Origin of the sequence: Pseudomonas sp. GL93 (genome assembly GCF_003408955.1) — a bacterium.
Lineage (GTDB): Bacteria > Pseudomonadota > Gammaproteobacteria > Pseudomonadales > Pseudomonadaceae > Aquipseudomonas > Aquipseudomonas paracarnis.
The window spans coordinates 143233-155770 of sequence record NZ_NKRF01000095.1 but is presented as its reverse complement, the minus strand read 5'-3'; the positions used below and the strand labels follow the sequence as shown (position 1 = coordinate 155770).

General features: G+C 58.5%; 15 protein-coding genes. 10 read left to right on the top strand and 5 right to left on the bottom strand.

The annotated features are described in order from the left end of the window. Positions 1 to 303 (top strand): hypothetical protein (locus tag CER19_RS28940; protein ID WP_218568482.1); only part of this gene is annotated, 303 nt, incomplete at its 5' end. 35 nt (positions 304 to 338) lie between these two features. Here the strand turns inward: CER19_RS28940 and tyrS are convergent. Continuing rightward, a complete protein-coding gene (gene tyrS, locus CER19_RS22230) occupies positions 339 to 1538 on the bottom strand; it encodes a tyrosine--tRNA ligase (protein ID WP_005791998.1) in 1200 nt (399 codons plus the stop codon). A gap of 209 nt (positions 1539 to 1747) precedes the next feature. Between tyrS and CER19_RS22225 the strand changes: the two genes are divergently transcribed. Together CER19_RS22225 and CER19_RS22220 are read left to right on the top strand one after the other, a co-directional pair. Further along, a complete protein-coding gene (locus tag CER19_RS22225) occupies positions 1748 to 3160 on the top strand; it encodes a peptidoglycan DD-metalloendopeptidase family protein (protein ID WP_116667989.1) in 1413 nt (470 codons plus the stop codon). Positions 3161 to 3163: 3 nt separating this feature from the next. Then, entirely contained in the window at positions 3164 to 4255 is a 1092-nt protein-coding gene (locus CER19_RS22220) for an anhydro-N-acetylmuramic acid kinase (protein ID WP_116667988.1), read from the top strand. 65 nt (positions 4256 to 4320) lie between these two features. On the opposite strand, the gene erpA is transcribed toward CER19_RS22220, so the two are convergent. Continuing rightward, positions 4321 to 4671 carry an iron-sulfur cluster insertion protein ErpA gene (erpA, locus tag CER19_RS22215; RefSeq protein WP_003176443.1) on the bottom strand — a complete coding sequence of 117 codons (351 nt, stop codon included), beginning with the start codon at positions 4669 to 4671 and terminating at the stop codon, positions 4321 to 4323. A 165-nt stretch (positions 4672 to 4836) separates the two neighbouring features. Then, entirely contained in the window at positions 4837 to 5871 is a 1035-nt protein-coding gene (gene argC / locus CER19_RS22210) for an N-acetyl-gamma-glutamyl-phosphate reductase (protein WP_116667987.1), read from the bottom strand. 134 nt (positions 5872 to 6005) lie between these two features. Between argC and hemJ the strand changes: the two genes are divergently transcribed. The 6 genes from hemJ to coq7 all read left to right on the top strand — a co-directional run bounded on the left by hemJ (position 6006) and on the right by coq7 (position 10412). Further along, positions 6006 to 6434, top strand: coding sequence for a protoporphyrinogen oxidase HemJ (gene hemJ / locus CER19_RS22205; protein WP_003194674.1), 429 nt, complete (start codon positions 6006 to 6008; stop codon positions 6432 to 6434). Positions 6435 to 6458: 24 nt separating this feature from the next. Continuing rightward, positions 6459 to 7421 (top strand): nitronate monooxygenase family protein, encoded by a 963-nt coding sequence (locus CER19_RS22200; RefSeq protein WP_116667986.1) that lies wholly within the window; start codon positions 6459 to 6461, stop codon positions 7419 to 7421. A 68-nt stretch (positions 7422 to 7489) separates the two neighbouring features. Beyond that, complete coding sequence (locus tag CER19_RS22195; RefSeq protein WP_116667985.1) at positions 7490 to 8446, top strand: DUF805 domain-containing protein; 957 nt, start codon at positions 7490 to 7492, stop codon at positions 8444 to 8446. 61 nt (positions 8447 to 8507) lie between these two features. Further along, positions 8508 to 9296: an SDR family oxidoreductase gene (locus CER19_RS22190; protein WP_116667984.1), complete on the top strand. Its 789-nt coding sequence runs from the start codon at positions 8508 to 8510 to the stop codon at positions 9294 to 9296. A gap of 44 nt (positions 9297 to 9340) precedes the next feature. After that, entirely contained in the window at positions 9341 to 9679 is a 339-nt protein-coding gene (locus CER19_RS22185; RefSeq protein ID WP_116667983.1) for a histidine triad nucleotide-binding protein, read from the top strand. 85 nt (positions 9680 to 9764) lie between these two features. Continuing rightward, positions 9765 to 10412 (top strand): 2-polyprenyl-3-methyl-6-methoxy-1,4-benzoquinone monooxygenase, encoded by a 648-nt coding sequence (coq7, locus tag CER19_RS22180; protein WP_003194684.1) that lies wholly within the window; start codon positions 9765 to 9767, stop codon positions 10410 to 10412. Positions 10413 to 10459: 47 nt separating this feature from the next. Here coq7 and CER19_RS22175 read toward each other — a convergent pair whose 3' ends face one another. After that, positions 10460 to 10882, bottom strand: a complete 423-nt coding sequence (locus tag CER19_RS22175) for an OsmC family protein (RefSeq protein ID WP_003194686.1) — start codon at positions 10880 to 10882, stop codon at positions 10460 to 10462. A gap of 246 nt (positions 10883 to 11128) precedes the next feature. Here CER19_RS22175 and crp point away from each other — a divergent pair, with 246 nt between their 5' ends. After that, positions 11129 to 11773 (top strand): cAMP-activated global transcriptional regulator CRP, encoded by a 645-nt coding sequence (gene crp, locus CER19_RS22170; RefSeq protein WP_116667995.1) that lies wholly within the window; start codon positions 11129 to 11131, stop codon positions 11771 to 11773. On the opposite strand, the gene CER19_RS22165 is transcribed toward crp, so the two are convergent. Continuing rightward, positions 11770 to 12465, bottom strand: a complete 696-nt coding sequence (locus CER19_RS22165; RefSeq protein ID WP_116667982.1) for a lipoate--protein ligase family protein — start codon at positions 12463 to 12465, stop codon at positions 11770 to 11772. The two genes, crp and CER19_RS22165, sit on opposite strands and share 4 nt — an antisense overlap. Positions 12466 to 12538 lie beyond the last annotated feature (73 nt).

Sequence of the window (12538 nt, the reverse complement as noted above, 5' to 3'; positions counted from 1 at the left end):
GAGCGGTTGGTTAAGATCTTTCGTCTCAACCGAGGCGCGCATTCTACAGCAGCCTCATTTGCTGTCAAGTGGTTATTTTCAGAAGCTCTCGAAGATTTCTTCAACAACTTCAACCACTTGCGCTTGCGATCTCTCGTAAGCGGGAGGCGAATTCTACAGCGTTACACGCTGCTGTCAACACCTCTTTTTCAACTTCCTTTTGGCTTCGATGAACTGAAGCAACTTGCTGCCGAAAACCTCGTAACTCATTGTTTACCAAGGAGTTTTCCGTTTCGACTGCGCCGGAAGTGGGGCGAATTATAGACAGATATAATTCGCCGTCAACACCTATTTCAGACTTATTCGGATTTGAGCGTAATGCGCGCAAACGCCTTCTTGCCCGCCTGGCAAACGTGAGTGGCACCCAGCTCGTATATAAAGGTGCGATCAACCACCTCACCATCTATACGCACACCGCCCGACCCCAAAAGATCACGCGCGACCGCTGAATTCTTCACCAGACCAGCTTTATTAAGCACAGCAGCAATCGGCATCGCCTCGGCAGCAGTCAGCTCAATCTCGGGCAGATCGTCAGGCAGCTCGCCATCTTTCATGCGATTACCTGCCGCACGGTGAGCGCTGGCCGCAGCCTCCTCACCATGGAAACGCGCAACGATTTCTTCAGCCAGCTTAATCTTCACATCGCGAGGATTAGCGCCCGCCTCGACATCCGCACGCAGCGCATTGATCTCGTCCATCGAGCGGAAGCTCAACAGCTCGAAATAGCGCCACATCAGCGCATCCGGAATAGACACCAGCTTGCCGTACATCACACCCGGCGCTTCCTGGATACCAACATAGTTACCCAGGGACTTGGACATCTTCTTGACGCCATCCAAGCCTTCCAGCAATGGCATGGTCAGAATGCACTGAGCCTCCTGACCATAGGCGCGCTGCAATTCACGCCCCATCAGCAGGTTGAACTTCTGATCGGTGCCACCCAGCTCGACATCCGCACGCAGCGCCACCGAGTCATACCCTTGAACCAGCGGGTAAAGGAACTCATGGATGGCGATTGGCTGATTGGTCGAGTAGCGCTTGTCGAAGTCATCGCGCTCGAGCATGCGCGCCACGGTGTACTGAGAAGTCAGGCGAATGAAATCTGCCGGCCCCATTTTGTCCATCCAGGTGGAGTTGAACGCCACCTCGGTCTTGGCTGGGTCAAGAATCTTGAATACCTGGGTCTTATAGGTCTCGGCATTATCGAGCACCTGTTCGCGAGTCAGCGGCGGGCGCGTAGCGCTCTTGCCGCTTGGATCACCGATCATCCCGGTGAAGTCACCTATAAGGAAGATGACTTGATGGCCCAGCTCCTGGAACTGACGCAGCTTATTAATAAGCACGGTATGCCCCAGGTGCAGATCCGGCGCGGTCGGATCAAAGCCAGCCTTGATACGCAGGGGTTGGCCACGCTTGAGCTTTTCGATCAGCTCGGCCTCGACCAACAGTTCTTCCGCACCACGTTTTATCAGCGCTAGCTGCTCTTCAACCGACTTCATAACAGACCCGCAAGGCTCAGATTCAAAAGGGAACCAACCATACAAGATCAGGGACTAATTACAAGTTTTGCCCTGCGCACGGACACCGTTCAGCAAGCCCAGCGTTCGCGAGCTTGCGCCACAGATGATTTGGTTATATTTTATACAGTTATTTCATCTTCATCATGTCATTCATCTTTTCCATTTCATTTTCAAAGTCAAAATTACTTATGACCACTGAACCGTCTAAAGCGCCGCCGCTTTACCCGAAGACCCACCTGCTCGCCGCAAGTGGTATCGCCGCCCTTCTCAGCCTGGCACTGCTGGTATTCCCTTCCAGTGACGTTGAAGCCAAACGAACATCCCTGAGCCTTGATCTGGAAAGCCCAGTTGAACAACTGACACGAGATCAAGACGCTTCCGACGCTCAACAAGCCACAAACACTGCAACTGAGTCACCTTTCGCACAGATCGAAAGCACTCCCGAAGACACCCAGCAAGCCGCCCAGGAAGCACCTGCAGCAGCCGCAGCCAAGAATCCCCAGCATCGCGAAGTCATCGTGGGCAAAGGCGATACACTATCTACCCTGTTCGAAAAGGTTGGGTTGCCTGCCGCCGCTGTAAATGAAGTGCTCGCCAGCGATAAGCAAGCCAAGCAATTCACTCAGCTCAAACGTGGCCAGAAGCTTGAATTTGAGCTGACGCCAGACGGCCAGTTGAACAACCTGCATACCAGCATCAGTGACCTGGAAAGTATCAGCCTGAGCAAAGGCGCCAAAGGCTTCGCATTCAACCGAATCACCACCAAACCCGTCATGCGTTCCGCCTACGTACACGGCGTGATCAACAGCTCCCTGTCGCAATCGGCCGCGCGTGCGGGCCTGTCGCATAGCATGACCATGGACATGGCCAGCGTATTTGGCTACGACATCGACTTCGCTCAGGACATCCGTCAAGGCGACGAATTCGACGTAATCTACGAGCAGAAAGTAGCCAACGGAAAAGTGGTCGGCACTGGCAACATTCTGTCTGCACGCTTCACCAACCGTGGCAAAACCTACACCGCCGTGCGCTACACCAACAAACAGGGCAACAGCAGCTACTACACAGCTGATGGCAACAGCATGCGTAAGGCATTCATCCGCACCCCCGTGGACTTTGCCCGTATTAGCTCGCGTTTCTCCATGGGCCGCAAGCATCCAATTCTGAACAAAATTCGCGCACACAAGGGCGTCGACTATGCCGCGCCGCGTGGCACGCCAATCAAAGCGGCTGGCGACGGCAAGGTCTTGTTGGCGGGGCGTCGTGGCGGTTACGGCAATACGGTGATCATCCAGCACGGCAACACTTACCGCACGCTGTACGGCCACATGCAAGGCTTTGCCAAGGGCGTCAAGACTGGCGGCAACGTGAAACAGGGCCAAGTGATCGGTTACATCGGTACCACCGGCCTCTCCACCGGCCCGCACTTGCACTATGAGTTCCAGGTCAATGGCGTACACGTCGACCCATTGGGCCAGAAGCTGCCAATGGCTGACCCTATTGCCAAAGCCGAACGCGCGCGCTTCATGCAACAGAGCCAGCCGCTGATGGCACGGATGGATCAAGAGCGCTCCACCTTGCTGGCTTCGGCGAAGCGTTAAGGTATGCCGCTCTATATCGGTGTGATGTCCGGGACCAGCCTCGACGGCCTGGATATAGCCCTTATCGAACAAGGCGCGGCGATCAATCTGATCGCCACTCGCTATATCCCAATGCCCGACGCCTTGCGCACAGAACTGCTGAGCCTATGCGCCAGCGGCCCGGATGAAATCGCCCGCTCGGCGATCGCCCAGCAACAATGGGTAACGCTCGCTGCACAAGGCATCCACGCCTTGCTGGATCAACAGAACCTCAAGCCTAAGGACATTCGGGCGATTGGCAGCCATGGTCAGACGATTCGCCATGAACCCGCCCGAGGCTTTACCGTTCAGATCGGCAACCCTGCCCTTCTCACCGAGCTGACAGACATCACCGTCGTCAGCGACTTCCGCAGCCGCGATGTCGCTGCCGGCGGCCAAGGCGCTCCTTTGGTTCCGGCCTTTCATGAAGCCTTGTTCGGCGAACAGACGGGCAATCGCGCGGTATTGAATGTCGGCGGGTTCAGCAACCTCAGCCTGATCGAGACGGGCAAACCTGTCGCCGGTTTCGACTGCGGCCCGGGGAACGTCCTCCTCGATGCCTGGATTCACCTGCAGCGCGGCGAACACTTCGATCGGGACGGGCAATGGGCAGCCAGCGGCGAGGTCCAGCCCCAACTGCTCAATACGTTGCTCAGCGACCCGTTCTTCATGACCAAAGGCCCGAAAAGCACGGGCCGCGAAGTGTTCAACCTGGCCTGGCTGCAGCAGCACCTTGGCCGTTTGCCCGCCTTTGAACCCCAGGATGTACAGGCCACCCTGCTGGAGCTGACGGCCCTGACCATCGTCGAGTCCCTGCAAAGCGCCCAGACTGACACGACAACCTTGCTGATCTGCGGCGGCGGCGCCCATAACGCGGCACTGATGAGCCGGCTCACAACATTGCTGCCTTCCACCCATGTCAGCACTACAACGGCCTACGGCGTAGATCCTGACTGGGTAGAAGCAATGGCCTTCGCCTGGCTGGCCCATTGCTGCCTTGAAGGCATTGCCGCCAATCGCCCCAGCGTCACTGGCGCACGTGGGCTTCGAGTGCTTGGCGCGATCTACCCCGCCTGACTCCCAGACAGCAAAACGCCGCTTGGCCCGTATGAGCCAAGCGGCGTTTTTGTATCTGCTACCGATCAGATCGAGAACGAAGACCCGCAACCACACGTCGTGGTGGCATTAGGGTTCTTGATCACGAAACGCGAGCCTTCCAGACCTTCCTGATAATCCACCTCGGCACCCGCCAGGTATTGGAAGCTCATCGGATCCACGACCAGGCTCACACCTTCGCGTTCAACGATAGTGTCGTCATCGGCCACATCTTCATCGAAGGTAAAACCGTACTGAAACCCTGAACAACCGCCGCCCGTAACGAATACGCGCAGCTTCAAGCGATCATTACCCTCTTCATCGACCAGGCTCTTCACCTTGTGCGCAGCACCGTGGGTGAATTGCAAAGCCGTGGGGGTGAAGGATTCAACGCTCATGCTGATAATCTCCCGGCGTAGCGCCGCCATATGCGTAATGGCCGGTATTATCCGCTTCTCCTAGAAAAGCGGTCAACTATTGTTACGGTATATCAATCTGCCCAGCGACCATTAAAAATGCAAAAGGCCCGATCAACGGGCCTTTTGCGCAACGGTAAGCCCGCGTTAAGGCAACATCCCCGCGTGGGACAGGCCCAACTTCTCGTCCAGGCCGAACAGGATGTTCATGTTCTGCACCGCCTGGCCCGAAGCGCCCTTGACCAGGTTGTCGATCACCGATAACACCACCACCAGGTCGCCATCCTGCGGACGATGCACCGCAATACGGCACACATTGGCACCACGCACGCTGCGCGTTTCCGGATGGCTGCCGGCCGGCATCACATCGACGAACGGCTCATTGGCATAACGCTTTTCAAACAGCGCCTGCAGGTCTACCGAGCGATCGGTGACGGTCGCATACAGCGTGGAGTGAATCCCGCGGATCATCGGCGTCAGGTGCGGCACGAAGGTCAGCCCCACATCCTGGCCGGCAGCGCGACGCAAGCCCTGGCGGATTTCCGGCAAGTGCCTATGACCTTTTACCGCATAGGCTTTCATGCTTTCCGACGTTTCGGAGTAAAGGGAACCTACCGCTGCACCACGGCCCGCACCACTGACGCCCGACTTGCAGTCGGCGATCAGGCGCGACGCATCCGCCAAGCCAGCTTCCAGCAATGGCAGGAAGCCCAATTGCGTCGCCGTCGGATAGCACCCCGGCACCGCAATCAGGCGTGCTTGCTTGATCTGCTCGCGATTGACTTCCGGCAGGCCGTAAACCGCCTCTTCCAACAGTTGCGGCGCACCATGGGGTTGGCCGTACCATTTGGCCCACTCATCGGCGTCCTGCAGGCGGAAGCCTGCCGACAAGTCGATAACTTTGGTACCTGCCGCCAGCAGCTCGCCTGCCAACGCATGAGCCACTCCGTGAGGCGTGGCGAAGAACACCACGTCGCAGGCAGCCAGGGTCTTGGTGTCCGGCACACTGAACGCCAGGCCATCATAGTGGCCTCGCAGGTTGGGGTACATATCGGCCACGGCCAGCCCGGCTTCGGATCGGGAAGTGATGACCACCACCTCAGCCTGCGGATGCTGAGCCAACAGACGCAGCAATTCGACACCGGTGTAACCCGTGCCGCCGACGATACCGACCTTGACCATAAACCTGCCCTCAACGAACCCACTGGAAAGCCGTCGATAATAGGGGCCGTATCGTCCTGCGACAACCGTCAACGTGACGTACGGGCGCATGAGCCACTACTATCTTCGCTACCGTGAACCTGGGAATAACTAAAATGCTCTATCTATGGGTCAAAGCCTTCCATATCGTCAGCATCGTTTGCTGGTTTGCCGGGCTGTTCTACCTGCCGCGCCTGTTCGTCTACCACGCCCAAAGCGAAGACACCGTCAGCAAGGAGCGCTTCAGCATCATGGAGCGCAAGTTGTACCGGGGCATCATGGGCCCGGCGATGGTTGCCACACTGGTCTTCGGCATCTGGATGCTGGCCCTCAACCCCGGCATTTTCCAGTCGGGCGCCTGGATCCACGCCAAGCTGACCCTGGTCGTCCTGCTGATTGGCTACCATCACATGTGCGGCGCACAGGTAAAGCGCTTCGCCCGTGGCGAAAACACCCGCAGCCATGTCTTTTATCGCTGGTTCAATGAAGTCCCGGTTCTGATATTGCTGGCTATCGTAATTTTGGTCGTGGTCAAACCGTTCTAACGTCAATTACTCGGGGAACCTCCAATGTCGCTGCCCGCTCTGCTGGAACAACGTCTGCGCCTGCCCGTGGTGGCCGCGCCGATGTTTCTGATCTCCAATCCGCAACTGGTCCTGGCCTGCTGTCGCAACGGGGTAGTTGGGAGTTTCCCGGCGCTCAACCAACGCGAAAGCAGTGGCTTCAAGGCCTGGCTGGAAGAAATCGAAGCGGGCTTGGCGCTGCTGGACAACCCTGCGCCCTATGCCGTTAACCTGATCGTGCACAACAGCAACCCGCGGCTGGAGGCCGACCTGGCGATCTGTGTCGAGCACAAGGTGCCCATCGTCATCACCAGCCTCGGTGCGGTAAAGGAACTGGTGGACGCGGTTCATAGCTACGGCGGCCTGGTATTTCATGACGTTACTACCCGACGCCATGCGGAAAAAGCCGCTGAAGCCGGCGTCGACGGCCTGATTGCCGTAGCCGCTGGCGCGGGTGGCCACGCTGGCACCTGGAGCCCCTTTTCACTGATTGCCGAAATTCGCCAGTTCTTCGACAAAACCCTGCTGCTGGCGGGCTGCCTTAACCATGGGCACGAAATTCTTGCCGCCCAGATGCTGGGGGCAGACCTGGCATATTTCGGCACGCGCTTTATCGGCACCGCCGAAAGCCAGGCACCGGATGCCTATAAGGAGATGCTGCTCACATCGCGCGCTGCCGACATCGTGCACACTCCTGCAGTCTCCGGCGTACCTGCAAGCTTCATGCGCCAGAGCCTGGAAAATGCCGGTTTTGACCTCGCTGCGCTTCAGGGCAAAGGTGAGGTCAACTTCGGTTCCAAGCTCAAGCCATTGAGCGATGAGGCCAAAGCGTGGAAAACTGTATGGTCTGCTGGCCAAGGCGTCGGTGAGATCAATGATGTACCCACTGTGGATGAGCTCATAGCGCGCCTGGACGCCGAATACCGCAAAGCACGCGAGCACGCCGCGCAACTGCGCTGGCCACGCTGACCCACTGCCGGGCCTGCCAACTGGACAGGCCTGCATACTCTCCCTGATTAAGTGACAAGGATGCCCGCATGAGCGACAGCCGTTTCAAGATTGTGTTTGACGGAGCCTTGCGCCCAGGTGTCGAAAGCACCACCGCCAAGCTGAACCTCGCCGAGTTATTCAAAAGCGATGTTGAAGCGATCGAAAAGCTCTTCACCGGCCGCCCCGTCGCGCTCAAGCGCGACCTGTCCCACCCCGACGCGCAAACTTACCTGACGGCACTGCACAACGCCGGGGTCGACGCTCGCATCGAGGCCGAACAACCCGTGGCATTCAACCTTGCAGAAACCCACGAGACGGACTCGTCAACCTCTGACCGCGCCGCTGCGTCACCTTATGCACCGCCACGCGCTGCCGTTGGGGACGACCTGCCGGAGTTCGCAACCCTCAAGGTCTTCACCATCCACGGGCGCATCGGGCGCCTGCGCTACCTGGCCTGGACGCTGGCACTGACCGTCGCGATGCTGGTGGCGGCGGGCATCATCAGTACGGTGGGCTTCGCGGTGGCGACAGCCTCGCCAACCATCGCCATCATTATTGGCTCACTGCTGGGTTTCGCGCTGTTTGTGGCACTGGTAGTGGTGAGCGTGCAAATCGGCGTGCAGCGCCTGCATGACCTGGGCTGGTCTGGCTGGTTGTACCTGCTGAACCTGGTTCCGCTGGTTAACAGTGTTTTCCCGCTGCTGTTGCTGGTATTGCCAGGCAATACGGGCGCCAACCAATACGGCGCGCCACCACCACGCAACTCCACTGCGGTGAAAATCCTGGCCTCGCTGTGGCTGGCGTTCATTCCCTTGATGCTCATCATCGTCGTCACCCTGGGCATGAACGGCTACCTGGACCAGCTTGAAGCCAACATGGACAGCAGCTACGAAAGCAGCTCCATCACCTCCGATGCAGACGCCGATCAAAGCGCTATCGTTGACGAAGCCGCAGCGCAAAGTGCTGACGATGCAGCCGAACCTGTAGACTCTCCAGAACAGTGAAGAAACGCCCGCCGCCTGTGACGCACTGTCATAGGCCGGTGGCGTTGCGATGGAGAAAGGCATGACCCGTTACGCTCTGATCACCGGCGCCTCCAGTGGCATCGGCCTGGCATTGGCCGAGGCCTTGGCACGGCGCGGCCGTAGCTTGATTCTGGTGGCCCGCCAGCGTGATCAGTTGGAAAGCATTGCATTGGAGTTGACCCAACGCTTCGGCGTCGAGGTGCTGTTTCGTGCCTGTGATTTGGGCGAGCCGCTGCGTTTGTCCGGCTTTTTGCTGGAGCTCGAAGAGGGTGAGCGACAGATCGACCTGCTGGTCAACTGCGCCGGCATCGGCACCAGCGGGCCGTTCCTGGCCCAGGACTGGATGACCGAGCAGGACCTCATCGAAGTCAACATTCTGGCCTTGACCCGCATGTGCCACGCACTGGGCAATGCCATGGCCCTGCATGGCGGCGGGCAAATCCTTAATGTGGCTTCGGTCGCCGCCTTCCAGCCTGGGCCGTGGATGAGCAGCTACTACGCCAGCAAAGCCTACGTGCTGCACTTCTCCGAAGGGTTGCGCGAAGAATTAAAGACCTGCGGCATCAAGGTTTCAGTGTTGTGCCCCGGGCCTACGCGCACCGCATTCTTCGGCACCGCACAGATGGATACGGCGAAACTCGACCGCAGCCAGCAACTGATGAGCCCGGAAGAAGTCGCGCTTTACACCGTGCGGGCGCTGGAAAATAACAAGGCCATCATCATTCCCGGGCGCCGCAATCGTTGGCTGACGTTCAGCCCACGCCTGAGCCCCCGCTGGCTGACCCGCAAAATTGCCGGCGCCATCAACAAGGCCTATTGCCCACGCTGACGGCCTGGGTACACTCACCTAACTTTCACGATGGAGAAACGGCTGTGGATACTCTGTTCACCAAGATCATCAACAGAGAAATACCGGCGAGGATCATCTATGAAGATGACCAAGTCCTGGCTTTTCACGATATCGCCCCGCAGGCGCCAGTGCATTTCCTGGTTATCCCGAAAAAGCCCATTCGTACCCTCAACGACTTGACCGAGGACGATAAGGCGCTGGCCGGCCATATCCTGTTCACCGCCCAGCGCCTGGCCGTGGAACAAGGCTGCGAAAAAGGCTTTCGCGTGGTGATGAACTGCAATGAAGACGGCGGGCAAACCGTTTACCACATTCATATGCACGTGCTGGGTCAGCGCCAGATGAACTGGCCACCGGGCTGAGTGCACAAGGGCAAATTGACTCAGCACAAACGCTGCACGCTCTCTTGCGGTAAACTGGCCGCCGAGATTCTTCCCGGAGGTCAGCATGACTACCCAACGTCACTACTCGCCGATTGACCGTCTGTTGCTGCAAGCCGACATGGCCATGCGCACCCTGCTGCCGTTCAGCGGCCAGCCCTACCGCCCATCGCCCGCCATTGTGCAGCCGGATGTACAGCTGAGCGAGACCGACACCCGTCACGTCGCTGGCCTGATGCGCATCAACCATACCGGTGAAGTCTGTGCCCAGGCGCTGTACCAGGGCCAGGCGCTGACCGCCAAGTTGCCGCAGGTACGCACGGCAATGGAGCATGCGGCCGAGGAAGAGATCGACCACCTGGCCTGGTGCGAACAACGCATCCGCCAGTTGGGCAGCCATCCCAGCGTACTCAACCCACTGTTTTATGGTTTGTCGTTTGGTATCGGCGCTGCTGCCGGGCTAATCAGCGACAAAGTCAGCCTGGGGTTTGTGGCCGCGACAGAACATCAGGTGTGCAAGCACCTGGATGAACACCTGGAGCAACTGCCGGCCGAAGACGAAAAGTCACGGGCTATTCTTGAGCAGATGCGCATCGATGAAGAGCACCACGCAGAGAGCGCACTGGACGCGGGCGGCTTCCGCTTTCCAGCCCCGGTACGGTTCGGCATGAGCCTGTTGGCCAAGGTCATGACCAAAAGCACCTATCGAATCTGAACCGAAAAAAAGGGCGCCCGAAGCGCCCTTTCTTTTGCCTGCTGCAATCAACCCAACTCGATGATTTCGTAGTCGTGGGTAATGACCACGCCCGCGGCCCCCAGCATGATCGAGGCTGAGCAGTACTTCTCCGCCGACAGCTCGATGGCACGCTTGACCTGGGCTTCTTTCAGCGCCCGGCCCTTGACCACGAAATGCATATGGATCTTGGTAAAAACCTTGGGGTCTTCAGTGGCGCGTTCAGCTTCCAGGAAGGCTTCGCAGCTTTCCACGGCCTGGCGGGACTTCTTCAAGATGCTGACCACGTCAAAATTGCTGCAACCGCCCACACCCAGCAGCAACATTTCCATCGGGCGTACACCCAGGTTCCGACCGCCGGCTTCCGGCGGACCGTCCATGACCACCACATGGCCGCTGCCCGACTCACCGAGGAACATGGCTTCGCCCGCCCATTGGATGCGTGCCTTCATCGCCCAGACTCCACTGCTAAAAAAGGGTCGCCAGCTTAGCACAGGGCCTTGAAACAACAGCGCCCTGCATAAATTCGATAAATGACAGCGTTTGCCCGGTAAATTGGCTAATCGCGGCAGAAAGTGTCTGGTAAGCTGGCGCCAAATGAATGGCGCATTGCCATGACTTGTACAGCGTATATCAATGAGATGCCGCTGGATAAAAACAACGCCAACTACACCGCGCAGTCTTTTCGGGATACAACCATGGTTGCTCTTACTCCCACACCCAAGATCAAGAACCTCGACAAACTGTTGCTGCATTGCCAGCGCCGACGTCATCCGGCCAAGCACAACATCATCTGCGCCGGCGAGCGTTCAGAAACCCTATTCTTCATCATCAAGGGCTCGGTCACCATCCTGATCGAGGATGAAGATGGCCGTGAGATGATCATTGCCTACCTCAACGCCGGAGACTTCTTCGGGGAGCTGGGTTTGTTTGAACAAGCAGGCAAAGAGCAGGAACGCAGCGCTTGGGTACGGACCAAAGTTGAGTGCGAAGTGGCCGAGATCAGCTATACGAAATTTCGCGAACTGGCCCAGCATGATCCGGATATCTTGTACGCCCTGAGCGGGCAGATCGCCCAGCGCCTGCGCGACACCACCCGCAAAGTCGGCGACCTGGCGTTCTTTGATGTCACCGGCCGCGTCGCTCGCTGCCTGCTGGAGCTATGCAAGCAACCCGATGCCATGACCCATCCCGACGGCATGCAGATCAAAGTCACGCGCCAGGAGATCGGACGTATTGTCGGGTGTTCACGGGAAATGGTCGGCCGCGTGCTCAAGGACTTGGAAGAACGCAACCTGGTGCACGTCAAAGGCAAGACAATGGTGGTGTTCGGTACCCGCTAGAGCGGCAGGAAGCCAGCCAGCATCTGCCGGTACAGCGTGTCGAGCCGACTGATAGCATCCGGCGCCGTAAACGCTTCGTGCAGTGCGATATGGCTGTCGGCGCGAACCCGCTGCTCCAAGCCGCAGGCCTGATTGAAGCGGTTGACCGCCGCAATCAATTCCTCACGATCGTTCTCCAGCAACATCGCCCCATGCACCAACCCAACGGGGCGGCCACCGCTTTGTCGCCAACGCTGGGCAGTGCCCACCATTTTGCGGCCATTGAGGTTGACGTTGTAACGACCGTCGCAAAAGGCACCGTCAATTTCGCCGACGGACGCATCGCCACCCAACTCGATCAACAGATCACAGATCGGCTGGCACAAGCGCTGATAACCGGTTTCGATACGCCCCTGGTCGCCTTCACTGCGCGGCGGGGCATAGACCAGGGCGATATTGACCGTGGCGCCGGACTGCGGCCCCGGCTCACCGCCGGTTTCCCGCAGCAATACCGGCCAACCCGCATCGGCCGAGACTTGGCTCGCCGCCTCGAATGCCGGCAGCCGGCTCAAACGGCGCGGCATGACGAGCGCTTGGTCGCTGGGCTGCCAGAACAGCAGCCCGAATGCCTGCTCCCCCGCGCAAACGGCTGCCAATAGGGCTTGCTCGGCGGCAAGGCCTGCTTCGACAGTCATGATCACGGGCTGGAGCATCGAACACCTACCTACCTGAATAAACACAAAACCTAATGTGGGAGCTGGCCAGCTCCCACAGTTTCGAGCGTAT

Bases quoted from the DNA above. Each gene is read 5' to 3' on its own strand.
- tyrS (WP_005791998.1), bottom strand. From the start codon at position 1,538: ATGAAGTCGGTTGAAGAGCAGCTAGCGCTGATAAAACGTGGTGCGGAA.
- CER19_RS22225 (WP_116667989.1), top strand. From the start codon at position 1,748: ATGACCACTGAACCGTCTAAAGCGCCGCCGCTTTACCCGAAGACCCAC.
- CER19_RS22220 (WP_116667988.1), top strand. From the start codon at position 3,164: ATGCCGCTCTATATCGGTGTGATGTCCGGGACCAGCCTCGACGGCCTG.
- erpA (WP_003176443.1), bottom strand. From the start codon at position 4,671: ATGAGCGTTGAATCCTTCACCCCCACGGCTTTGCAATTCACCCACGGT.
- argC (WP_116667987.1), bottom strand. From the start codon at position 5,871: ATGGTCAAGGTCGGTATCGTCGGCGGCACGGGTTACACCGGTGTCGAA.
- hemJ (WP_003194674.1), top strand. From the start codon at position 6,006: ATGCTCTATCTATGGGTCAAAGCCTTCCATATCGTCAGCATCGTTTGC.
- CER19_RS22200 (WP_116667986.1), top strand. From the start codon at position 6,459: ATGTCGCTGCCCGCTCTGCTGGAACAACGTCTGCGCCTGCCCGTGGTG.
- CER19_RS22195 (WP_116667985.1), top strand. From the start codon at position 7,490: ATGAGCGACAGCCGTTTCAAGATTGTGTTTGACGGAGCCTTGCGCCCA.
- CER19_RS22190 (WP_116667984.1), top strand. From the start codon at position 8,508: ATGACCCGTTACGCTCTGATCACCGGCGCCTCCAGTGGCATCGGCCTG.
- coq7 (WP_003194684.1), top strand. From the start codon at position 9,765: ATGACTACCCAACGTCACTACTCGCCGATTGACCGTCTGTTGCTGCAA.
- CER19_RS22175 (WP_003194686.1), bottom strand. From the start codon at position 10,882: ATGAAGGCACGCATCCAATGGGCGGGCGAAGCCATGTTCCTCGGTGAG.
- crp (WP_116667995.1), top strand. From the start codon at position 11,129: ATGGTTGCTCTTACTCCCACACCCAAGATCAAGAACCTCGACAAACTG.
- CER19_RS22165 (WP_116667982.1), bottom strand. From the start codon at position 12,465: ATGCTCCAGCCCGTGATCATGACTGTCGAAGCAGGCCTTGCCGCCGAG.